The organism is Actinosynnema sp. NPDC004786 (assembly GCF_053601135.1).
In genome coordinates, this window is the sequence record NZ_JBSGBG010000028.1 from 87666 (window position 1) to 111517 (window position 23852).

The following is a 23852-nucleotide window of genomic DNA, read 5'->3' on the forward strand; positions in this document are numbered from 1 at the left end:
CAGGAGGTGTGGTGCGCGACGACTACCGGCACTGGCAGCGGATCCCGACCCGCTGGCACGACAACGACGTGTACGGGCACGTGAACAACGTCGTGCACTACGCCTTCATGGACACCGTGATCAACACCTGGTTGATCGGGGAGGGCGGGTTGGACATCCACCGCGGGCAGGCCATCGGGCTGTGCGTGGAGTCCCACTGCAACTACCGCTCGTCCATCGCGTTCCCCGAGGCCGTCGACGCGGGCCTGCGGATCGGCCACCTCGGCCGGTCCAGCGTCCGCTACGAGATCGGCTTCTACCCGGAGGGGCGGGACGAGGTCGTCGCCGAGGGGTACTTCGTGCACGTGTTCACCGACCGCGACACGCGCAAGCCGGTGGCCATCCCGGCCGGGCTGCGCGCCGCGATGGAAGGGCTGGTGGTCGCGTGAGGACCAGGGGCGCGGTGCTGACCGAGGTCGGCGGACCGCTGCGGGTGCTCGACCTGGAGCTGGACCCGCCGGGCGACGGCGAGCTGCTGGTGCGGGTGCGCGCCACCGGGCTGTGCCACTCCGACCTGTCGGTGATCGACGGGTCGCGGATCCGGCCGCTGCCGATGCTGCTCGGCCACGAGGCCGCGGGCGAGGTGGTCGAGACCGGGCCGGGCGCGTCGGACTTCGCCGTCGGCGACCGGGTGGTGCTGTCGTTCGTGCCCGCCTGCGGCTCGTGCCGCCGGTGCGTGTCCGGGCGGCAGGCGCTGTGCGAGCCGGGCGCGGCGGCCAACCGCGAGGGCGCGCTGCTGGGCGGCGGACGGCGGCTGCGGCTGCCCGACGGCACGCGCCCGCACCACCACCTGGGCGTGTCCGGGTTCGCCGAGTACGCCGTGGTGTCGGAGAAGTCGGCCACGCTCGTGCCCGCGGACCTGCCGTTCGAGATCGCCGCCCTGTTCGGCTGCGCGGTGCTCACCGGCGCGGGAGCGGCGTTCTACAGCGCGCAGGTGGCGCCCGGCGACCGGGTCGCGGTGTTCGGCCTGGGCGGGGTCGGGCTGGCCGCGCTGCTGGCCGCGCGGGCGGCGGGCGCGGCGCAGGTCGTCGCCGTGGACGTCGTCGCGCACAAGCGCGAGCTGGCGCGCAAGCTCGGCGCGACGCACGACGTGGCCGGCGGGCCGGACGCGGTGGAGGCGGTGCGGTCGGTGACCGGCGGCGGCGCCGACAAGGTGATCGACACGACCGGTGTCGCCGCGGTGCTGGAACAGGCGTACCTGGCCACCGGCGCGGGCGGCACCACGGTGACCGTCGGCCTGCCGCACCCCGACCGCACGGTCTCGCTGCCCGCGTTGAGCCTGGTCGCGGAGGAGCGCACGCTCAAGGGCAGCTACCTCGGCTCGTGCGTGCCGCGGCGGGACGTGCCGCGGTTCGTCGAGCTGTACCGGGCGGGGCTGCTGCCGGTGCAGGAACTGCTCTCGGGCCGGCTCGCGCTGGACGACATCAACACCGGGTTCACCCGTTTGGCGTCAGGAGAAGCCGTCCGGCAGGTCGTCGTTTTGTGATCAGTCAGCCGGTACGGTTGCCCGGATCGGGTGACTGTGGGGCTGAAGGAGTGGTCTGCGGTGCGGAGACGGTCGATGCTCGCGGGTGTGGCCACCGCGGTGGGCGGGATGTTCGCGGCCGGGGGTTCGGCGGGCGCCTCGGGCCGCGCCGGCGGGCTCGGCCTGGCCGACTACCGCCTGGTGAACCTCGCCCACGTCAACGACCCGGACCGGACCAACGTCTACCCCGGCGACCCGGCGTTCACGATGACGACCGTGACGACGGTGCCGGAGCACGGCTTCTACCTGCAGTACGTGCAGCAGGGGGAGCACACCGGCACGCACTGGGGCGCGCCCGCGCACTTCAACGCCGACCAGCCGCACGCCGACGAGCTGGACGCCGACGACCTGTTCCTGCCCGCCGTGCGGATCGACGTGCGCGAGCAGGCCGCCCGCGACGCGGACTACGAGGTGAGCGTCGCCGACCTGCGGCGGTGGGAGAAGCGCCACGGTCGCATCCCGAACGAGGCCGCGGTCGTGCTGTGGACGGGGTGGGAGGACCGCTGGGGCACCCCGGCGTTCTTCAACTTCGACGCCGACGGGCGGATGCACCAGCCGGGGTTCTCGCTGGAGGCGGTGCGGTGGCTGGTCGACACCGGCCGGCTGGGCCGCCGGGGCGCGCTGGGCACGGACACGTTCAGCCCCGAGTCGGCGCTGGACGTGGAGTACCGGGTGTCCAAGCTGCTGTACCGGGAGCACCGGATCAGCCTGGAGATCCTGGCGAACCTGGCCCAGCTGCCGCCGACCGGCGCGCACGTCCTCGTCGGCGGCACGGTGAACCGGCGCGGTTCCGGCTCGCCCGCCAGCGTCTACGCGTTCGTGCCGAAGACCGCCGGGCCGAAGGGGTAGGTCAGGCGTCGTCCGGCGGGTGGTCGGCCGGCGTCAGCCGCAGTTGGCTGGCCAGCAACGCGGCCTGGACGCGGTTGTCCAGCTCCAGCTTCGCCAGGGTCCGCGACACGTAGGTCTTGACCGTCGACACGCTCATGAAGAGCCGCTCGGCGATCCCGGCGTTGTCCAGTCCGAGCCCGACCAGGCCGAGGACCTCCCGCTCCCGCTCGCTGAGCAGCCCGAGCCGCCCGGCCGCGTCGGGGAACGCGGTGGACCCCGCGGTCGGGCCGGAGATCCGCCGCAGGATCCGCCTGCTCAGCCCGGTGTCGATCACCGACGCGCCGCCGTGCAGCGCGCGGACCGCGTTGACCAGGTCCTTCGGCCGGAGCTGCTTGAGCAGGAAGCCGTCCGCGCCCGCGGTCAGCGCGTCGATCATCAGCTGGTCGTCGTCGAACGTGGTCAGCGCCAGCACCAGCGGCGGGTCCGGCGAGCGCTTGAGCCGCGCGGTGGCGGTCACGCCGTCCACCCGGGGCATGCGCAGGTCCATCAGCACCACGTCGGGCCGGTGCGCGCGGCACGCCGCGACCGCCTCCGCGCCGTCGGCCGCCTCGCCCACCACCTCGATGTCGCCCGCGGACTCCAGGACCGCCCTCGTCCCGGCGCGGATCAGGGCCTGGTCGTCCACGACGAGCACCCTGATCATGCCGCCGATCGTCCCACGGGGGCACCGGGGCCGCGACCGCGCGGCAGCTCGGCGCGCAGCACGAACCGGGAGCCGTCCGGCGACGGCGCGGCGGTGAGGTCCCCGCCCTCCAGCGCCGCCTCCTCGGCCAGCAGCCGCAGGCCGCGGCCCGTGCCGGGCAGGGACGGCGGGTGGCGCGGCCCGAGCGGGCTGGCCACGGTGAGCCGCACCCGGTCGTCCGCCACCAGCCGGACCTCGGCCCTCGGCACGGCGGCGTGCCGCAGCACGTTGGCCAGCGACTCGCGCACGATCCGGTAGCACAGGTCCCCGGTGGTGCCGGGCACCTCGCCCGGCACGTCCGCCGAGTAGGCCACCTCGACGCCCAGCGACCGGTAGTCGCGCACCAGGTCCGCCACGTCGTCGAGGCCGAACGCCGGCGCCGGGCCGTGCGCGTCCGCCGGCGCGGACAGCACGTCGAGCACCTCGCGGAGCTGCCCGATCGCCTCCCGGCCGACGTCCGCGATCAGCTCGCACCGCCGCCGGACCGACTCGGTGGCCGTCGGGTCGACGCTGATCGCGCCCGCCGTGGTCACCATCACGGTCACGTGGTGGCCGACGCCGTCGTGCATCATCGACGCCAGCCGGGCCCGCTCGGTCAGGCTCCGCTCGCGCAGCGTGCTCTCGCGCAACCGCTGCTGCCGCTCGGCCGACTGCGCCGCGAGCCGCTCGCGCTCGGCCGACGCCTCCTCCAGGCTGTTCTTCGCCAGGCCCATCACGAACGGGGCCACGGTGGCGAGCGACCAGTACACGAGCCCGTTGACCCCGTGCGCGGGCAGGTCGGCCCGGAACTCGAACAGGCGACCGGTGGCCACCGGCTGGAAGAGCACCTGGTGCGTCGGCCACAGCAGCACGCACGCCATGGACACCACGGCGGGCAGCCAGCGCCGCCGCCTGGTCAGCGAGAACGTCATCACGTAGATCGGGTACGGCAGGTCGGTCAGCAGGAACGTGGCGCACGCCACCACCACGGCCGGCCAATCGTGGTCGCGCCGCCACAACCCGACCACCACCGCGCACAACGCCGAGATCGCGGCGAACGCGGCGGGCGTCGGTGTGGGCGCGGTGCGGTGCAGCCCGGTCAGCAGCCCCACCGCGGCCGGACCGGCGATCACCAGCGCCGCCATGACGTCCCTGGCCCGCCGTGAGCGGAACAGGCGTTGCCACCGTCGGATCACCCGCACCATGCAAGCAGCTCCACCGCGCCCCGGCGACTCGCGGACGACCGAGCCGTCAACCCGCGTCCACAAGGCGCACCGACCTGTCACCGGGGGACGACACGGCCACCGCCCCGACGGGGGTCTCCTGGAGAGGACCGACCATTCGACCGACGGAGGCCCCGATGACCGCCACGCTCCGACGCCCGACCGTCCACACCGCGCCCACGCCCGCGCCCGCCCTGCGACCCGGCGGCGTCGCGGCGGTCCTCGGCGCCCGGCCGGAGGTCTTCAAGCTCGCGCCCGTGCTCGGCGCGCTGGGCGACGCCGCCCGGGTCGTCCGCCCCGCGCGGGACGAGTCCGCCGCGGTGGCCGGCGACGTGCGCGGCTGCCGCATCGCGGTGGCCCTGGAGGGGATGCGGCGGGCGTTCGCCGCCGACCGCCCGGACGCCGTGCTCGTACCGGGCGAGTCCGACACCGCGGTGGCCGCCGCGCTCGCCGCCGGCGCGCACGGCATCCCGGTGGTCCGGGTGGACGCCGGGCTGCGCGGCCACGAGCCGCACCGCGCCGAGGAGCAGAACCGGGTCGTGCTCGACCGGGCCGCCGACGTGCTGTGCGCGGCCACCCCCGGCGACGTGGGCAACCTGGAGGCCGAGGGCCTCGGCGACCGGGACGTCCGGGTGACCGGCACCACCGCCGTGGAGGCCGTGCGCCACCGCCTCGGGTCGGAGCCGGGCCGGCTCGCCGTGCTGCGGGACCGGGGGCTGCGGCCCGACGACTACGTGCTGGCCACCCTGGGGCACGTGGACGACGAGGAGGCCCTGTTCTCGCTGGCGAACCAGCTCGCCGGGGTGGTGGACGCCGGGCACCCGGTCGTGCTGCCCGCGGACCCGCGCACGAAGGCGGCGCTGGCCCGCGCCGGCGCGCTGTCGTGCGGGATGGGCCTGCGCGTGGTGGACCGGCTGTGGCACTCGGAGTTCCTGGCGCTGGCCCGGCACGCGGCCCTGCTCGTCACCGACTCCGACGCGGTGCTGGAGGAGGCCACCGTCCTCAAGCGACCGGTCCTCGCGGTGGGGCGGCAGACCGCGCGGCCCGAGGCGTTGCGCGACTTCGGCGTGCCCGTCGGCCCCGGCGACGACCTCACGGACCTCGCGCTGGACTGGCTCGCCGACGGCGACGACCGCCGTGCCGCGCTCGCCGCCCTGCCGTCGCCGTTCGGGGACGGGCGCGGCGGCCGGCGCATCGCCGCCGCCGTGCGCGACGTGGTCCGGACCGGCGCACGCCGCTGACCGGCGTGCCACCGACCGGCGTGCCACCGACCCGCGGGTTGCCGCCGGCCTGCGGACCGCCGACCGGTGGGCTGCCGACCGCTTGCCGCCGACCCGGGCGCACGCCGGGCCGCGGATCGGCGGGCTGCGGATCGGCGGGTCGCCGGCCCGCCGCCGACCCGGCGCGTGTCGGCGCGGCCGGGCGGGGTAACCGGGTGGGCGACCGACGCGTTCGGGAGGAGAGCGATGAGCGACACGACGACGGTGGGCCGGTTGCGGAACGTGCTCGGGGACGTCGCGTACCCGGCCGACAAGGGGCAGTTGGTCGACCACGCGTCGCGCAACAACGCCGACGAGGACACCGTGCACGCGTTGCACTCGATCCCGGACCGCCGCTACGAGTCCTTCGACCAGGTGGTCGAGTCGGCCGCGATCGACCAGCGACGCGACGCCCGCTAGCCGTCCACAGTGGACGGACGAGTCCGGCGTTCGGCGGGTTGACACGTCCGGGTGACGTCACGCGGTGTGACCGACTTCGGCCCTCCGGCGTCGGCCGACTGGAGCCCGACGCGCGGGTCGTGGCGGTCGGCGACGAGATGTGCGTCATCGGCCACCCGGTCGGGTTTGCCCGATCTGCGCCCGGGTACGTCGGAAGCGTGAACACCCCGCTCGACATCGCCGACCTCTTCCCCGGCCTGCGCGTGGACGACCTCGTGGTGGACTACGAGGACGGGGACGACCCGGTGCTCCGCCACCCCGACGGCTCGGAGATCGACACCTGGCGGGAGAACTACCCGTACCCGACGCGCCTCTCGCGCGAGGACTACGAGCTGGCCAAGCGGTTGCTCCAGATCGAGCTGCTCAAGCTCCAGTACTGGATCAAGGACACCGGCGGCCGGATGGTCATCGTGTTCGAGGGCCGTGACGCGGCGGGCAAGGGCGGCACCATCAAGCGCTTCACCGAGCACCTCAACCCGCGCGGCGCGCGCGTGGTCGCGCTGGGCAAGCCGACCGAGCGCGAGCAGGGGGAGTGGTACTTCCAGCGGTACGTCAACCACCTGCCGACCGCCGGGGAGATCGTGCTGTTCGACCGGTCCTGGTACAACCGCGCCGGGGTCGAGCGGGTGATGGGGTACTGCACCGACGAGCAGTACGAGAGGTTCATGCGGCAGGCCCCGACGTTCGAGCGGATGCTGGTGGACGACGGGATCGTGCTCGTGAAGCTGTGGTTCTCGGTGTCGCGGGCGGAGCAGCGGACGCGGTTCCTGATCCGGCAGGTGGACCCGGTGCGGCAGTGGAAGCTCAGCCCCAACGACATCAAGTCGCTGGACCGGTGGGACGCCTACACCGAGGCGAAGGTGGCGATGTTCCGCGCCACCGACACCGAGGCCGCGCCGTGGACCGTGGTGAAGAGCAACGACAAGAAGCGGGCCCGCATCGAGGCCATGCGCAGCGTGCTGGCGCGCGTCGAGTACGCGGACAAGGACCACGACGTGGTGGGCGAGCCGGACCCGCGCGTGGTCGGGCCTGCGGCCACGCTGCTGGAGGAGGGCGAGGACGAGTCGTCGCTCAGCCCGACCCCGATCGCGCCGGCGGACGACCCGGACCACGGACCCGGCATCCACCCCGACGGGTCCACCCCCGACGGATCCACCGCCCGAATCCACCCCTGACGGGTCCACCGCGGCGACCCAACCCTGACGGGTTCACTGCGGGGATCAGCCGCCGACGGGCCTACCGCCGACGGGCGCAACGCCGGCAGATCCACCGCCGAGGGCCATCCCTGACGGGTCCACCGCCGGATCCGCCGCTGACGGGTCTCGGCGCGGTGCCCGACCGGTGAGTCGGGTGGCGGGGCCGGTCCGCGGGTCCGCCGTCGTGGTCGCTCGGGTTCGGTTGCCGGGGCGGGATCCGCCGGCAACCGGCGTCATCCCGGTCTCGTCATCCCGGTGTCGTCACCCCGGTGCCGGCGCTCAGGCGCCGTCGTTCGGGTTGCCGTCGCCGGTGGGCTCGGCCGGCGGCTCGACGGGGTCCGGGCTGGCGCTCGGGCTCTGCGTGGCGGTGGGGGCCTGGCTCGTCGTCGGCTGCTGCTGCGGCGTGGTGGTGGGCACGGGGTTGGCGGTGGTGGTGCCGCCGTCCGTCACGGGTTCGGGGGTGTCGCCCGCCGGCGTGCCGGTCGGGGCGGCGGAGGTCGTGGCCTCGGCGGTCGTCTCCTCGGACGGGGCCGGGGCGCGGGGCGTGACCAGGAACCGGGGCTGGGCCGGGTCCTCCGCCGTGTCCGAGGAGACCGCCTGCTTCGGCTCGGCCTGCTGCGTGGCCGGTCCCGGCGGCGACGGGGTCGCCGGCTCGTCGCCCGACAGCGCGGCCAGCGTGATCGCGAACGCCCCGGCCATCGCGCCCGCCGACGCCACCAGCGCCTTCCACGACGTGCCCGCCCGGCGCGGCAGCTCCTCGGTCGGGTCGCCGGGGTCCGGCTCGGCCGGTGCGGGGTACGCGGGCGGGAACGTGCCCAGGACCCGCGCGCACTCGTGCGCGGTCGGGCGGTCCTCCGGCGCGGACGCCGTCATCGCGGCCAGCAGGCGGCGCAGGTCGGCGGGCAGCTCCACGGGCACCACCGGCGGGCGGTGCAGCCGGGCGACCGCCGCCTCCACCTCGCTGCCCGGGTACTCGCGCCGCCCGGTCAGGCACTCCAGCAGCACTAGGCCGAGCGCGTACACGTCGGTCGGGTGGTCGACGTCCCCGCCCAGCACCTGCTCCGGCGCGAGGTAGGCGGCGGTGCCGACGAGCTGGTTGGTGCGGGTCAGCCGGGTCGCGCCGGTCAGGTGGGCCAGGCCGAAGTCGGCGAGGTAGGCGTCGTCGTCCTGGTCGAGCAGGATGTTCGCCGGCTTCACGTCCCGGTGCACGAGGCCGTGGGCGTGCACGTGCGCGAGCGCGTCGGCCAGTCGGGCACCGAGCGTGCGCACCTCGTCGACCGGCACCGGGCCGAGTGTCATCCGGTCGTGCAAGGTCCGGCCTTCGACCAGGCGCATCACCACGAACGGCCGGGGACCGGTGGTGTCGGCGTCGTACACCGAGACCAGCGCCGGGTGGGAGAGCGCGGCCAGCACGCGGACCTCGTTGTCGAACCGCTGCGCGGCCGCGGGGTCGAAACCGGGCTGGAAGAGCTTGATCGCGACGTGCCGGCGCAGGACCGCGTCCCACGCGCGGTGGACCTCGGCCATGCCGCCGGCCCCGATCGGCTCGATCAACTGGTAGCGGTCGGCCAGCACGTTGTCGCTTACCGAGGGTGACACCGTCATACCTCCGGTCGCGTGATCAGGACACTTCCGAATGCCCTGCGCACGCCTCGCGCAAACAGGTGAGCACGGCTCGGGTCGTCTTTCCGCACGTCGATGATCGTGCCGGCGGCCGGAAACGGCGCGTAACCGGCGTCACTTTGACGCCCGGTTCGATCACCGGCATGCTGGTGGCAGAGGGGAGTACCCACTCCGCCCGTGATCGTCACTACGGCCGCTCCGCGGCGGCCCGGTCACGGCGTCACCGCGCTCGGTGGCCGGGGAGACCTCTGGTTCGGACGAGAGCCGGAGGAGCCATGCGCGTCACGTCCCGGGTAGTCGCCGCCATCGCCACGATCACCGCCGTCACCGCGCTGAGCGCGTGCGGTTCGTTGCAGGAAGCCTCCGACGCGGCCGCCGCCGTCGCCGACACCGCCTCCACCGTGCAGGTCTGCACCGAGGCGCTGTCCCAGGCCACGACCGTGTTCGACACGTCGAGCCCGGAGCGCGCGGTGGACCAGGCCCACGCCGCCGGCGCCACCCTGGCCGACCTGGCGGCCGACGCGGGGAACACGACCGTGAACGAGGCCGTCGGCGCGCTGGCCGCCACGCTGCGCGACGTGACCCTGGAGGACCTGGTCCTGCGCCCGGCCGCGTGGCTGGAGGACAAGGCCGCCCGGGTCGCCGACCTCACCGCCGCCTGCGCCCCCTGAGCCCCGGAACCGCTATTCGGCACGGGGTCGGCTGAACGTCTTTTTCCCGCGTCCTCCGGATCGGGGTCGAAATAATCCGGTCGTGCGGTCCGGGAATTCGCGAACCGGCTGCCCGGGGTAGCCGGTTCGGTTCCCCGAAATGGTATGCCGCCGATCGGCGGTTGCCGCCGCCGGCCACCGCTGGAAACGTCGGCGGCCCGGTCGTCGCGGACATCGGGCGAAATCCGGAGTCGACTGGCGGAATTGCGCATGGAGGTCGGGCCGTTGTCGGTGGAAAGCGTGGCCGACCTCTTCTCGGACCGTGTCGGCGTCGAACCGGACGTGACCGCGGTGGTGTGCGGCGCGCAACGGCTCACCTTTCGGGAATTGGCCGCGAGGGTGGAGCGGGTGGCGGACGGGCTGCTCGCGCGCGGCGTGCGGCCGGAGGACCCGGTCGGCCTGCTGCTCGACCGGGGCGTGGACGCGGTGGTGGCCCTGCTCGCGATCCTGCGGGCGGGTGGCGCGGTCGCGCCGCTGGCCGCCGACCTGCCGGACGTGCGGCTGGCGGAGCTGCTGGCCGACTCGCGCCCGGCCCTCGTCCTCACCCGGCGACGGCTCGCGCACCGGCTGCCCGACGTGCCCACCGCGTTCGTCGAGGACGACCACCCGGCCGCCGGGATCCCCCCGCCCCGCCTCACCCCCGACCACCTCGCCTACGTGCTGCACACCTCCGGCTCCACCGGCCGCCCGAACGGCGTGCTGGCCACCCACCGCGGCCTGCTCGCGCTGCACGCCCACCACGCCGGCGGCCTGTTCGCGTCGGCGGCCCGGCTGAAGGTCGCCCACACCGCCGGGTTCGGCTTCGACGCGATGTGGCTGCCGCTGCTGTGGATGCTGGCCGGGCACGAGCTGCACGTGATCGACGACGACACCCTCGCCGACCCGAGGGCGCTGGCGGCGCACGTCGCGGCCGCCGGGATCGACGTGCTGGACGAGACGCCGTCACGGCTGCGCGAGCTGCTGCGCGCGGGCCTGCTCGACGGCGACCGCCGGCCGCGGCTCGTGGTCACCGGCGGAGAGCCCGTGGACCCGGACCTGTGCGCGAGCCTGGTCGCCGCGGGCGTCGCCGCCCACAACTCCTACGGCACCACCGAGGTCGCGGTCGAGAGCCTCCTGTGCCCGGTGACCGAGGTCGACCACGCCGTGCTGGGCCGGCCGATCGCGGGCGTCCGCGCGCACGTCCTGGACGACGCGCTGCGCCCGGCGCGGGAGGGCGAGCTGTACCTGGCCGGTCCCGGCGTGGCCCGCGGGTACCTCGGCCGGCCGGGGCTCACCGCCGCGTCGTTCGTGGCCGACCCGCACGGCCCGCCCGGCAGCCGGATGTACCGCACCGGCGACCTGGTGCGCCGCCGCCCGGACGGGCTGCTCGACCACCTGGGCCGGACCGGCGGGCACGTGAAGGTGCGCGGGGTCCGGGTGGACCCGGGCGAGGTCGAGGCGACCCTGTTGCGGCACCCGGCCGTGTCCGCCGCGGCGGTGGTGCTGCGGGACGCCAGGCTGGTCGCGTACGTGGTCGCGGACACCGCGCCGGACGCGCTGCGGTCCTTCCTCGCCGACCGGCTGCCGGCCCAGGCCGTGCCGTCGCCGGTGGTGCCGCTGCCCGCGCTGCCGTTGACGCCCAACGGCAAGCTCGACCGGCGCGGCCTCCCCGAACCGCGACCCGCCGGCCCGGTGACGCCGCCGCGCACCCCCGCCGAGGAACGGGTCGCCGCCGTGTGGCGGGACGTGCTCGGCGTCGAGCGGGTCGGCGCGCACGACGACTTCGTGGCGCTGGGCGGCGACTCGATCCTGGCCATGCGGGTGGTGGCGGCGCTGGACCCGGACCTGCCCGCGCGGCGGGTGTTCGCGCTGCGCACGGTCGAGGCCCTGGCCGCCGAGCTGTCCGACGACCGCCCCGCGCCCGACCCCGCCACCGGGCCGCCCGACACCTCCGCGCCGTTGTCGTACGCGCAGGAACGCCTGTGGTTCCTGGACGAGTTCGCGCCCGGCGGCGCGGAGTACACCACCACGGCGGGGTTCCGGTTGCGCGGCGAACCCGACCGGGGCGCGCTGAGCGCCGCGCTGACCCGGCTCGTCGCCCGGCACGAGCAGTTGCGCACCACCTTCCACACCGTCGACGGCCGCGGCACGCAGGTGGTCGGACCGCCCTACGAGGTCGCGCTGGAATCCGTGACCGCGTTGGCCGACTTCGTGGACCGGCCGTTCGACCTGCGCACCGGGCCGCTGCTGCGCGCCGCCCTGCTGGACGGCGAGGAGGACGGCGAGCACCTGCTCGTGCTGTGCCTGCACCACATCGTCACCGACGGCTGGTCGATGGGCGTGCTGGCCGAGGAGCTGGGCCTGTGCTACTCCGCCGCGGTGCGCGGGCGGGAGCCCGACCTCCCGCCGCTGCCCCTGCGCTACACCGACTTCGCCCGCCGGCAGCGCGCCCGGCTCGCCGGGGCCGCCCTGGACGCGCACCTCGCGCACTGGGAGCGGCGGCTGGCCGGGATGGCGGTGCTGGACCTGCCCGCCGACCGGCCGCGCCCGGCGGTGGCGACCACGGCCGGGGCGACCCACCACCGGACCGTGCCGCCCGACGTCGCCGCCGCCCTGGGCGAGCTGGGCCGCGCCCACGGCGTGACGCTGTTCACCACGCTCGTGGCGGCGGCGCAGGCGTTCCTGGCGCGGGTGAGCGGCCGGCGGGACGTCGCGGTCGGCACGGTGACCTCGGGCCGCGACCACCCGGACCTCGCCGGGCTGGTGGGGTTCTTCGTCAACACCGTGGTGATCCGGTCCGAAGTGGACCCCGCACTGTCCTTCGCGGACTTCCTGCGCCGCGTCAAGGACGTCGTCCGCGACGCGCTCGACCACGACGAGGTGCCCTTCCACCGCCTGGTCGAACTGCTGCGGCCCGACCGCGACGCGGGCCGCTCGCCGCTGGTGAACGTGGTGGTGGCGCTGCAGAACGCGCCCGCCGCACCGCCCGCGCTGGAGGGCCTGGACGTGGCGGTGTTCGACCCGCCGCGCCGGGCCGCCGCGTTCGACCTGACGCTCGAGTTCACCCGCGACGACCGCGGCCTGCGGCTGGCCGCGGAGTACCGCACCGACCTGTTCGACGACGCCACCGTCGCCCGGCTGGTCGACCGCTTCCTGGTGCTGCTCGCCGACGTCGCCGCCGATCCGGGCCGACCGCTGTCCCGGCTGCGGCTGCTCGCGCCCGGCGAACGGCGGCGGGTGCTGCACGACTGGCCGCCCGGCGCGACCGCCCCGGACCGCACGGTCACCGGCCGGTTCGCCGACCGGGTCGCCGCCCGGCCCGACGCGATCGCGGTGACCTGCGACGGGGTGTCCCTGACCTACCGCGAGCTGGACGCCTCCGCCAACCGGCTCGCGCACGGGCTGCTCGCGCGCGGCGTGCGGCCGGAGGACCGCGTCGGCGTCTGCGCCCCGCGCGGCCCGGCCGCCGTCGTCGCGCTGCTGGGCGTCCTCAAGGCCGGCGCCGCGTTCGTGCCGTTGGACCCGGCCTACCCGACGACCCGGCTCGCCGACATGGTCGCCGACTCCGGCACGGGCCTCGTGCTCGCGCCCGCCGACCTGCGCGACCGGCTGCCCGCCGGGGTCGAGGTCGTGGACCTGGAGGCGGACGCCGCGTGGCCCGACCACGCCCCGCCCGTGGTGGTGCGGCCGCGCAACGCCGCCTACGTCATGTTCACCTCCGGCTCCACCGGCCGCCCCAAGGGCGTGCTGGTCGAGCACCGGTCGGTCGCCCGGCTCGCCGAGGGCGACCCGTTCCCGATCGGGCCGCACGACGTGGTGGCGCAGTGCTCCACGCTGTCGTTCGACGCGTCCACGTTCGAGATCTGGGCGGCGCTGCTGTCCGGGGCGCGGCTCGCGGTGTCCTCCCGGACGCTGCTGTCGCCGGAGGACCTGCGCGCCTTCACGGCGGCGCACGGCGTCACCGTGCTGTGGCTGACCGCCGGCCTGTTCCACGAGGTCGCCGCCGCCGACCCGACCGCGTTCGCCGGGCTGCGGCACCTGGGCAGCGGCGGCGACGTGATCTCGCCCGAGCACTGCGCCGCCGTGCTGCGGCACGTGCCGGACCTGCGGATCGTGGACGGGTACGGCCCCACCGAGAACACCACGTTCGCCACCGCGCACGTGGTGCGGCCCGCGGACCTGGCCGCCGCCGCGCTGCCGATCGGCCGCCCGATCACCGGGGCCCGCTGCTACGTGCTGGACGACAACCTGGACCCGGTGCCGGCGGGCACGCCCGGCGAGCTGCACGTCGGCGGGACCGGCCTGGCCCGCGGCTACCTCGGCCACCCCGGGCTGACCGCGCGGCGGTTCGTCGCCGACCCGTTCGGGCACGGCGGGCGGCTGTACCGCACGGGCGACGTGGTCCGCTGGACGGCCGACGGGCTGCTGGAGTTCCTGGGCCGCACCGACGACCAGGTGAAGATCCGCGGGTTCCGGGTGGAGCCGGGCGAGGTGGAGGCGGCCCTGCGCCGCCACCCCGACGTGACCGAGGTCGCCGTGGTGCCGCACGAGCACGTGCCCGGCCACCGGCAGCTCGTCGCCTACGTCGTCGCCGGCACCGGGACCGACGAGCTGCGCCGGTTCCTGGCCGACCGGGTGCCCGCGCACCTCGTGCCCGCCGTGTTCGTGCCGCTGCCCGCGTTGCCGCTGATGGTGAGCGGCAAGGTGGACCGCCGGGCGCTGCCGCCGCCGCGCGCCCGCTCGACCCGCGCCCACGTGCCGCCGAGCGGGCCGGCCGAGGAGGCGCTGGCCCGGGTCTGGGCGGAGGTGCTCGGCGTCGAACGGGTCGGCGCGGACGACAACTTCTTCGCCCTGGGCGGGGACTCCATCCTCAGCATCCAGGTGGTGTCGCGGGCCCGGGAGCTGGGCGTGTCCGTGACGCCCCGGGACGTGTTCCTGCACCAGACGCTCAGCGGCGTCGCGGCGCACGCCACCGCCGCCCGGCCCGCGCCCGCCGACACCGGACCCGCGACCGGCGCGGTGCCGTTGACGCCGGTCCAGCACTGGTTCCTGGCCACCGCGCCGACGCCGGCGCACTGCGCGCAGTGGGTCGAGGTCGAGCTGGACCCGGACGTGGACGTGGCCGCGCTGCGGGCCGCGGTCGAGGCGCTGCCCGTGCGGCACGACCAGCTCCGCGCCCGGTTCGAGCGGGTGGACGGGCAGTGGCGGCAGCACGTGCCGGAGGAGGTGGGGCACGAGGTCTTCGCCACCGGGTCCGCCGGGCCGGACGAGTGGCGGCCGTCGTTGGCCGAGGGGCCGCTGTTCCGGGCCGTGCTGTCCGGGCGACGGCTGGTGCTGATGGCGCACCACCTCGTGGTGGACGGCGTGTCGTGGCGGATCCTGCTGGAGGACCTGGCGACCGGCTACGAGCAGGCCGCCGCCGGCCGGGCCGTCGACCTCGGACCGAGGACGACGTCGTTCCGCGAGTGGGCGCGGCGGCTGCGCGCGCACGCCGCGGCCGGCGGGTTCGACCACCACGCGGCGTACTGGGACCGCGCCGTCACCGGCGAGGCCGCCCGGGACGAACCCGAGCTGCCCGAGCGCGCCGTCACCGTGCGGCTGCCGGCCGGGGACACGGCCGCGTTGCTGCGCGGCGCGTCCGCCGCCTACCGCGCCGGCGTCGAGGACGTGCTGGTCGCCGCCGTGGCCCGGGTGTTGGGGCGGTGGCGCGGGGTGGCCCGCGTGCCGCTGGAGCTGGAGGGCCACGGGCGGGAGGACCTGTTCGCCGGGGTGGACCTGTCCCGCACGGTCGGCTGGTTCACCACCCTGTGCCCGTTCGCCGCCGAGGCGCACGACGACTGGGGCACGGCGGTCAAGGCCGCCAAGGAAGGGCTGCGCGCCGCGCACCACCACGGGCTGGGCCACGGCGCGCTGCGGTGGCTGACCACGACCCGCCCGGCCGACCACCGGCCGTGGGCGCGGGTCAACTACCTGGGCCGCTTCGACGCGGTGTTCGCCCGCGTCCCCGGCGGCATCCGGCTCGCCAAGCCGCCGACGACCGCGCCGCGCCTGGACGTGACCGCCGCCGTCACCGCCGCCGGGGAGCTGGAGGTGGAGTGGCTGCACGCGCCCGACGCGCACCCCACGCCGGAGGTGGCGCGGCTGGCGGAGGAGGTGCTGACCGCGTTGCGGGAGATCGCCGACCACTGCGTCGCTCCCGGCGCGGGCGGCGTCACGCCGTCGGACTTCCCGCTGGCCCGGCTGGACCAGGCGGAGCTGGACCTGGTCGCGGGCGACGGCCGGTCCGTCGAGGACGTGTACCCGCTCACCCCCGCGCAGAGCGGGATGCTGTTCCACAGCCTGTCCCGGCCCGACGCGTACGTGGAGCAGGTGCACCTGACCCTCGCCGACGCCGACCCGGAGGGCCTGGCGCGGGCGTGGCGGCGGGTGGTCGACGCGAACCCCGCGTTGCGCACGACCGTGGTGTGGGAGGGGGTGCGCGAGCCGGTGCAGGTGGTGCGGCGGTCGGTCGACCTGCCGATCGCGCACCACGACTGGCGGGGCGCGGCGGGGGAGGAGCGCTGGCGGCGGCTGCTGGCCGAGGACCGGGCGGCCGGGTTCGACCTGTCCTCCGGGCCGTTGGCCCGGGTGGCGGTCGTGCGGACCGGTGAGCGGGAGGTCCGTCTGCTGTGGACGTTCCACCACGTGCTGCTGGACGGGTGGAGCGCGTTCCAGGTGCTGTCGGAGGTCCTGGGCGGGCCGCGGGCCCGGCGGCCGTTCCGCGACCACGTGGCCAGGGTGCTGGCCGCGGATCCCGGCGAGGAGCGGTGGCGTGCCGCGTTCGAGGGCTTCCGCGGGCCGCCCCCGCTGCCGTACGACCGGCCCCCGGACCGCGCGCACCTGTCGTGCTCGTCGGCCGTGCACGGGGCCGGGCTGCCCGCCGGCGTGCGGGCGTTCGCGCGGCGCAACCGGTTGACGCTGGGGACCGTCGTGCAGGGCGCCTGGGCGTTGCTGCTGGCGCGGCGCGGTGGGACGTCGGACGTGTGCTTCGGGCTGGTCGTGTCCGGGCGGACGCCGGACCTGCCGGGGTCGGACGCGGTGGTCGGGATGCTGGTCAACACGGTGCCCGTGCGGGTCCGGGTGGAGACCGACGACGTGCCGCGCTGGCTGGCGCGGTGGCAGGCCGAGGGGCGGCCGTCGGACCACGCGGCCCTGACCGACGTGCGGCGGTGGGCCGGGGCGCCCGCCGGGACGCCGTTGTTCGACAGCGTCGTGGTGGTCGAGAACTACCCGGTGGACGACGGGCTCGCGGCGGTCGACGTGCGGGCGGTGGAGAACACGAACTACCCGCTGCACCTGGTCGTGCACGACGCCGAGCCGCTGACGGCCCAGCTGGGCTACGACCCGGACCTGTTCGACGCCGCCACGGCCGCCGGGCTGGTGGACGAGTTCGCCGGGCTGCTGGCGGACCTGGCGGGCGACGCGGCGGCGGTGACCCTGCCGGCCGCTTCCCGGCCGACGGAGCCGCCGACGGACCCGCCTACGGACCCGCCGTCCGGGCTGCCGTCCGCCGCCGGTCCGGCGCGGTTCGTGCCGCCGACCACGCCGGGGGAGCGGGAGGTCGCCCGGGCCTGGGCCGAGGTGCTCGGGGTGGACGGGGTCGGGTGCGCCGACGACTTCTTCGCCCTCGGCGGCGATTCCGTGCTCGCCATCCGGGTCGCCGCGCGGCTCCGGCCCGTCTTCGGGCGCGCCGTGGCCCCCCGGACCCTGTTCGACCACCCGACGGTCGGCGCGTTGGCGGCGGCGCTCGGGCGCACCGCCGCCGAGGACGCGCGGGCGCGGGACTACGAGCTGTGACGACGGAGGCCGCCGTGCGGGACGAGGACATCGCCATCATCGGGGTCGCCGCCCTGCTGCCCGGGTTGGAGGGCGGCGGGCTGGACGCGCTGCGCCGGCTGCTCGCCGACGGCACGGACCTGGTCGGCCAACCGTCGCCGACCCGCGTGCGGCACACCGGCGGCCGGGCGGGCGCCCGGTACCTGCCCATGGCGTACCTGGACCGGATCGACCTGTTCGACCACCGGTTCTTCGGCATCTCCCGCCGCGAGGCCGAGATGATGGACCCGCACCAGCGGCTGCTGCTCCAACTCGCGCACGAGGCCGTCGAGAACGCCTGCCTGGCACCGGGGTCGCTGCGCGGGTCGCGCACGGCCGTCGTGTTCGGGCACGCGCAGTCCGACTACGACACCCTCTACCAGGGCGAGGACCCGCACCAGACGCTCGGCGCGCTGTCGGCGTCGTCGGCCGCGCGCGTCGCCTACCACCTGGACCTCACCGGGCCCGCGTACGTCGTGGACACGGCGTGCAGCAGCAGCCTCGCCGCGCTGGCGAAGGCGGTGGAGGAGCTGCGCCGGGGCACGGCGGACCTGGCGCTGGTGGGCGGGGTCAGCGTGCGGCCCGTGCTGTTTACCGAGCAGACGCACACCCCGGTCCGGGGCGTGGAGTCCACGGACGGCCGGTGCCGCCCGTTCGACGCGAAGGCCACCGGCGCGACGGCGGGCGAGGGCGGCGCGGTGGTGCTGCTGCGCAGGCTGCGCGACGCGGTCGCGGCGGGCGACCCGGTGCGCGCCGTGGTCAAGGGCGTCGCGGTCAACCACAACGGGCACCGCATGGTCGGCCTCAGCGCGCCCAGCCGGGTCGCCCAGACCGAGGTGCTGCGCCAGGCGTGGCGCGACGCCGACGTCGACCCGGCGACCGTGGCCTACGTCGAGTGCCACGGCTCGGCCACGCCCCTGGGCGACGTGATCGAGGTGGACGCGCTGCGCGAGGCGTTCACCGAGGCCGGGGTGCCCGCGCCGGGCTGCGCGATCGGGTCGGTCAAGGGCAACGTCGGCCACCTCGACGGCGCGGCGGGCATGGCCGGGCTGCTCAAGGCCCTGCTGTCCGTGACGCGCGGCGAGCTGTACCCGACGGCGCACTTCGAGTCGCCCAACCCGATGCTCGACCTGTCCGGGCCGGTGCACGTCAACCCCGGCCTGCGGCCGTGGCCGGGACGTGACGGCGTGCCGCGCCGGGCGGGCGTGAGCGCGTTGGGCATGACCGGCACGAACGTGCACGCGGTGCTGGAGGAGCCGCCGCCGTCCGACCCGGCGGAACCGCGGTCCGGCGTCGAGCTGGTGACCGTGTCCGCGAAGTCCGCGGCGGCGTTCCGCGCGTACTGCGACCGGCTCGCCGACTTCGTCGAGCGCACCGGGCACGGCCTGCGGACCGTGGCGCACGCGATGAACCGGGGGCGCGACGACCACCCGTTCCGCGGCGCGTTCCCGGCGGAGAGCGCCGCCGAGCTGGTCGAGGCGCTGCGGTCGGCCGTGCCGCCGGACGCCGCCGCGCCCGACGACCGGCCCGTCGTGGTGCTCCTGCCGGGCGACGCCGCGCCGGACGACGCCGCGTGGGCGGAGCTGGTGTCGGCGTTCCCCGAACTGGCCGGGGTGGCGCTGCCCGGGACGCCCGCGGCCCGGCTGGTCGTGGCGCAGACCGCGTTGCTCGACCTCGCGCGGTCGCTCGGCGTGCGGGACGCGCACCTGGTCGGCTCGGGCGCGGGGAACCTCGCGGTGCGGGTGGCCCGCGGTGAGCTGTCCACGTCGGACGCCGTCGCCGCCGCCGCGGACCTCGGGCTGACCGCCGACCTGGACCGCACCCGGCTGGCCGGGGTGGTCGAGCGGTTCGCCGCCGACCAGGCCGTGCTGGTGGACCTGGGCGGCAACGGCGTGCTGACGCGGGAGATCCGCCGGCTGCGGCCGGACCTGCCGTGCGTGGAGCTGTTCTCGGTGCCGGGGCGGCGGGGCGTGCTGCGGCAGCTCGGCGCGCTGTACCGGCTCGGCGCGCGGGTCGACTGGGACGCCCACTACGCCGACGCCGCCGTCCCGCGCGTCGAGGCGCCCACCTACCCGTTCGACCCGGTGCGCTGCTGGTGCCGCCCCCTCGGCCCGGTCGGGGACGCCCGGCCGGCCCCGGAACCCCGGCGCGCCGAGCCGGGGGAACGGCCGGCTCCCGGGCGCGGGCGCGGCGAGGCGGGGGAACGCCGTGGCGGGCCCGAGGAACGCGTGGCCGAGGTGTGGCAGGAGGTGCTGGGCGCGGAGGGGCTGACGCCGGACTCGGACTACTTCGCCCTCGGCGGCACGTCCATCGCGGGCATCAGCGTGCTGCGGGCGTTGGAGCGCGACTTCGCCGTGCGGCTCACGTTCGCCGACCTCTACGCCCACCCGACCGTGCGCGCCCTGGCCGCCCGGGTCGCCGAACTCCGGGACGCGGGCGGGACGGGCGCGCCCGCGTCGGTGGCCGTCGTGCCGCGCGGCGGCGCGCTGCCGGTGTCGTTCGGCCAGGAGCAGCTGTGGTACCTCGACCGGCTCGACCCCGGCACCCCGCTCTACAACATCCCGCACGACCTGCGCCTGACCGGGCCGCTGGACCGGACCGCGCTGCTCGCCGCCGTGCGCGGCGTGCTGACGAGGCACGAGGTGCTGCGCACGCGCATCGAGGCCGACGACGACGGCGTGCCGCGGGCGTACGTGCGGGAGGAGGAACCCGAACTCGTCGTGCACGACCTGAGCGGGCTGCCGGCGGCCGAACGGCACCGCGAGGCCCGCCGGCTGGTCGACGCGGAGGCCGTGCGGCCGTTCGACCTCGCCTCCGGGCCGCTGGCGCGGACGTCGTTGATCAAGCTGGCCGACGACGACCACGTGCTGCTGTGGAGCTACCACCACATCGTCTTCGACGGCTGGTCGCCCACGGTGTTCTTCCGCGACTTCACCGAGCTGTACCTGGCGGCGCTGGCCGGCCGGGAGCCCGACCTGCCGGAGCTGACCGCGCAGTACGCCGACTTCGCCGACTCGCAGCGCCGCCGGTTCGCCGACGGGGCGCTGGAGCGCGACCTGGCGTTCTGGCGGTCGGAGCTGGCCGGGCTGCGGACGCCGGAGCTGCCGCTGGACCGGCCCCGGCCCGCCACGCGCTCGTTCGCGGGCGGGATGGTCGAGTTCGAGGTGGGCGAGCGGGACGCCGAGGCGGTCCGCGCGTTGAGCAGGCGGCTCGGCGTGACCACGTTCGTCACCATGCTCGCCGTGGTGGACGCCCTGCTGCACCGCTGGGGACGGCTCACCGACGTGGTGGTGGGCGTGGCCACCTCCGGCCGGGTGGACCCGGCGAGCCACGACCTGATCGGCTACTTCAACAACGTGCTGCCGTTCCGCACGCCGGTGCGCGGCGAGGCCCGGTTCGGCGACCTGGTCCGGCGGTGCGCGCGCACCGTGGCCGACGTGCTCGACCACGAAGAGGCGCCGCTGGAGAAGGTCGTCGCCGACGTGCTGGGCCGCCGCGACCCGGCGCGGCACCCGCTGTTCGACGTCGTCTACACCTACCAGAACGTGCCGCAGGCGACCGCCGAGCTGGCCGGGCTGCCCTGCTCCCGCTACCTCGACGGCGCGATCGCGGGCATCGCGCCCGGCACCGCGAAGTTCGACCTGACCTTCGGCGTGGTCGACCAGGGCGCGGGCGCGATGAGCGGCTACGTCGAGTTCGCCACCGCGCTGTACGACCGCGCGACCGCCGAGCGGCTGGCGTCGTGGCTGCCCGCCGTCGTCGCCCGGGTCGTGGCCGACCCCGACGTGCGGCTGGACGAGTTGACCGAGGTGGGGGCGCACGTGGTGAACGACGGTCCGACGGGGGCGCACGTGGTGAACGACGGTCCGACGGGGGTGCGGGTGGTGGACGGCGGTGCGACCGGGGCGATGGGGGCGCGCGGGAACGGCGGCGGCCCGGGGCGGGCGGTGGAGGTGCTGAGCGCCATCTGCGCCGACCTGCTCGACGTGGACGCCGTGTCCGCGGCCGACAACTTCTTCGCGCTGGGCGGCGATTCCGTGCTCGGCGTGCGGGTGGCGGCACGGGCGGCCAAGGCGGGCGTGCACATCACGCCGCAGCAGTTGTTGCAGCACCCGACCCTGGGCGAGCTGGCGGCGGCGGCCGTGGTCGACGGCGCGCCGGCCGCCGAGCCGGAGCCCGCGCCCGTGCCCGCGGCCGCGCCGGACGGGCGGCCGATCCCGCTGACCCCGATCATGCGCGGCTTCCTGGAGCACCTGCCCGACCGGCGCGGCGACTTCGTGGAGGTGCACGTGCTGGAGCTGACGTCGGCCGACATCACCGCCGACGCCGTCCGCACCGCCCTGCGGCACCTGGTCGCGCGCCACGAACCGCTGCGCTACCGGTTCCGGCGCAACGCCGTGGGCACCCGGGCCGAGTGCGCCCCGGACGCGGAGGCGCCGTTCGACGTCGTGTTCCTCCCGCCGGGCGACGAGCGCGAGGTCGTGGAGGCCGACTGCCGGGCGTTGCGGCACGACCTCGACCTGGAACGCGGACCGCTCGCCCGCGCCCGCTACTACGAGCGCGGGCACCGGCGCGGCGGGCTGCTGGCGCTCCTCGTGCACCACTTCGTGTTCGACAACATGTCCACCGTCGTGCTGATGGACGACCTCGACGCGCTGCTCGCCGAGGCGGCGGCCGGACGTGCCGCCGCGCCCCGGCCCGCGCCCGCGGCGTGGCGGGAGTGGGCCTGGCGGCTGCACGACCTGGCCGAGTCCGACGAGGTCGCGGGGGAGCTGGCGTACTGGACGGCGGTCCTGCGCGAGGGCGGGTCGTACGGGACGGTGGCGGGGACGGGCGGGGAGGGCCTGGCGAGCCGGTCCGTCGCGCCGGTGGACGTGCCGTCCGCGTCCGGGCGGGAGCTGGCGCTGTGCGCGGCGGCGTCGGGCCTGGCCCGGGTGGGCGGCGCGGCCGGCGCGTACCTGATGGTGGAGGGCGAGGCCACGCCCAACGTGTACCGGCGGGCCGGCCGCGGGCCGTCGATCGGGTGGTTCACCAGCCTGCACCCGGTCGCGCTGCCCGTGGCGGGCGCCGCGCGCGACACGTTGTCGCTCGTGGTCGACCGCGCCCGGTCCGTGCCGCACGACGGCGTCGGGTACGGCGTGCTGCGCCACCTGTCGCCGCACGGCCCGGGGGTGGACCGGTTGCGCGCGTTGCCGGAGCCGGGGGTGCTGCTCGTGCACGTGCCGGGGGACATGGCGGCGTTCGACTCCGGGGTCGGGCTGCTGCGGAGCCGGTGGGACCTCTCGGTGAACCTCAAGCACGCCATGACGGCGTGGTTCGGCCTGATCATCGCCGTGTCGGAGCGGGACGGCGAGGTGCGGCTGGAGCTGAGCGGGTCGGTCGGCGCGGACCCGTCCGGGCTGGAGGAGCTGGCCGACGCGATCGCCGCCGCCTACGGCGAGGCGGCGTGATCGCGGTCGCGGGCACGGGCTGGCGCCTGGGCGACCCGGTGCCGGTGTCGCGGTTGCCGGAGTGGGCCGACCTGGGCGACGCGGAACGGGCCGTGTGGTCCGGGCTGGGCATCGAGACCGTGGCGGTGGCCGAGTCCGCCACCGCCACCGACCTCGCCGTGGTGGCCGCCCGCCGGGCCCTGGCGGCGGCCTCCGCGTCCGAGGCGGACGTCGACGTGGTGATCACCGTCGAGCCCCGCGCGCCCGAGGCGCTGATCAGCTCCGACGCCACCCGGCTCCAGGCCGCCCTGGGCGCGCGCCGCGCGATGGCGTTCTCCGTCGGCGGGCTCGGGTGCGCGTCGCTCACCCCGGCCCTGCTCACCGCCGCCGGCCTGCTGCGCGACCCCGGCGTGCGGACCGTGCTCGTGGCGCACGGCAGCAAACCCGCCACGTCCCGCCGCTACCGCCACCCGGTGACGATCTACGGCGACGCCGGGGGCGCGCTGGTGCTCACCAGGACCGGCGACACCCGCGTGCGCGACGTGCTGCTGGAGACCAACGGCGACTACGCCGACCTGTTCCGCGTCCCGTACCGGGACCGGCCGTTCGCGCAGTGGCGGGAGGAGTGCGCCGACCCGGTCGCCTACGCGCTCCGGCTGGCGCGGGAGACGCGCGACCGCCTGCGCGACCTCACCGCCCGCCTCCTCGCCCGCAACTCGCTGACCCCCTCCGACGTGACGTGCTACGTGGCGCAGAACCTCTCCGCGCCCTCGCACGGCGTCTACGCGGAGATCCTGGACGCCCCGCTGGCCCCGTCGTGCGGCGCGAACCTCGTCCGCCACGGCCACCTCGGGCCGAACGACACGTTCCACAACCTCCACACCGCCGACGTGCCGCCCGGCAGCCGCGTCGTGCTGCTGGACACCAGCCCGGCGGCGGCGTGGAGCGCGGTCCTGGTGGAGACCGGCGCGGGCGACGCCGGCGCCCACCTGCTGTGACCGGTGGCG

The 23852-nt window shown here is 76.2% G+C and carries 13 protein-coding genes; 10 read left to right on the forward strand and 3 right to left on the reverse strand.

Features of this window, described 5'->3' with window-relative positions; translation table 11 throughout:
• Window positions 1-11: 11 nt before the first annotated feature.
• The 3 genes from ACWEFJ_RS24100 to ACWEFJ_RS24110 are packed head-to-tail and all read left to right on the forward strand — an operon-like array spanning window position 12 to window position 2413.
• Window positions 12-428 carry an acyl-CoA thioesterase gene (locus ACWEFJ_RS24100; RefSeq protein WP_449715116.1) on the forward strand — a complete coding sequence of 139 codons (417 nt, stop codon included), beginning with the start codon at window positions 12-14 and terminating at the stop codon, window positions 426-428.
• Complete coding sequence (locus ACWEFJ_RS24105; protein ID WP_378092038.1) at window positions 425-1525, forward strand: zinc-binding dehydrogenase; 1101 nt, start codon at window positions 425-427, stop codon at window positions 1523-1525. Before ACWEFJ_RS24100 ends, ACWEFJ_RS24105 begins: the two co-directional genes overlap by 4 nt.
• Before the next feature lie 60 nt (window positions 1526-1585).
• The gene (locus ACWEFJ_RS24110) at window positions 1586-2413 is read left to right on the forward strand and encodes a cyclase family protein (RefSeq protein WP_449715117.1); all 828 of its coding nucleotides are present in this window, start codon (window positions 1586-1588) and stop codon (window positions 2411-2413) included.
• 1 nt (window position 2414) lies between these two features.
• On the opposite strand, the gene ACWEFJ_RS24115 is transcribed toward ACWEFJ_RS24110, so the two are convergent.
• Window positions 2415-3095 (reverse strand): response regulator transcription factor, encoded by a 681-nt coding sequence (locus ACWEFJ_RS24115; RefSeq protein WP_449715118.1) that lies wholly within the window; start codon window positions 3093-3095, stop codon window positions 2415-2417.
• A complete protein-coding gene (locus ACWEFJ_RS24120; RefSeq protein ID WP_449715119.1) occupies window positions 3092-4318 on the reverse strand; it encodes a sensor histidine kinase in 1227 nt (408 codons plus the stop codon). Before ACWEFJ_RS24120 ends, ACWEFJ_RS24115 begins: the two co-directional genes overlap by 4 nt.
• A 155-nt stretch (window positions 4319-4473) precedes the next feature.
• Between ACWEFJ_RS24120 and ACWEFJ_RS24125 the strand changes: the two genes are divergently transcribed.
• The 3 genes from ACWEFJ_RS24125 to ppk2 all read left to right on the forward strand — a co-directional run bounded on the left by ACWEFJ_RS24125 (window position 4474) and on the right by ppk2 (window position 7229).
• Window positions 4474-5577 (forward strand): UDP-N-acetylglucosamine 2-epimerase, encoded by a 1104-nt coding sequence (locus ACWEFJ_RS24125; protein WP_449715120.1) that lies wholly within the window; start codon window positions 4474-4476, stop codon window positions 5575-5577.
• Between the two features lie 225 nt (window positions 5578-5802).
• Entirely contained in the window at window positions 5803-6015 is a 213-nt protein-coding gene (locus ACWEFJ_RS24130; RefSeq protein ID WP_378092026.1) for a DUF2795 domain-containing protein, read from the forward strand.
• A 197-nt stretch (window positions 6016-6212) separates the two neighbouring features.
• Window positions 6213-7229 carry a polyphosphate kinase 2 gene (ppk2, locus tag ACWEFJ_RS24135; protein WP_449715121.1) on the forward strand — a complete coding sequence of 339 codons (1017 nt, stop codon included), beginning with the start codon at window positions 6213-6215 and terminating at the stop codon, window positions 7227-7229.
• A 300-nt stretch (window positions 7230-7529) separates the two neighbouring features.
• Here ppk2 and ACWEFJ_RS24140 read toward each other — a convergent pair whose 3' ends face one another.
• Window positions 7530-8849, reverse strand: a complete 1320-nt coding sequence (locus tag ACWEFJ_RS24140) for a protein kinase domain-containing protein (protein ID WP_449715122.1) — start codon at window positions 8847-8849, stop codon at window positions 7530-7532.
• 299 nt (window positions 8850-9148) lie between these two features.
• Between ACWEFJ_RS24140 and ACWEFJ_RS24145 the strand changes: the two genes are divergently transcribed.
• The 4 genes from ACWEFJ_RS24145 (at window position 9149) to ACWEFJ_RS24160 (ending at window position 23843) form a co-directional block, all read left to right on the forward strand.
• Window positions 9149-9544, forward strand: a complete 396-nt coding sequence (locus tag ACWEFJ_RS24145) for a bacteriophage spanin2 family protein (protein WP_449715123.1) — start codon at window positions 9149-9151, stop codon at window positions 9542-9544.
• A gap of 279 nt (window positions 9545-9823) precedes the next feature.
• Window positions 9824-17398: an amino acid adenylation domain-containing protein gene (locus ACWEFJ_RS24150; RefSeq protein WP_449715124.1), complete on the forward strand. Its 7575-nt coding sequence runs from the start codon at window positions 9824-9826 to the stop codon at window positions 17396-17398.
• Window positions 17395-22866 carry a condensation domain-containing protein gene (locus ACWEFJ_RS24155; protein ID WP_449715125.1) on the forward strand — a complete coding sequence of 1824 codons (5472 nt, stop codon included), beginning with the start codon at window positions 17395-17397 and terminating at the stop codon, window positions 22864-22866. Before ACWEFJ_RS24150 ends, ACWEFJ_RS24155 begins: the two co-directional genes overlap by 4 nt.
• A complete protein-coding gene (locus ACWEFJ_RS24160; RefSeq protein ID WP_378092011.1) occupies window positions 22863-23843 on the forward strand; it encodes a 3-oxoacyl-ACP synthase in 981 nt (326 codons plus the stop codon). The genes ACWEFJ_RS24155 and ACWEFJ_RS24160 overlap by 4 nt, the downstream gene beginning before the upstream one ends.
• Window positions 23844-23852: the final 9 nt, after the last annotated feature.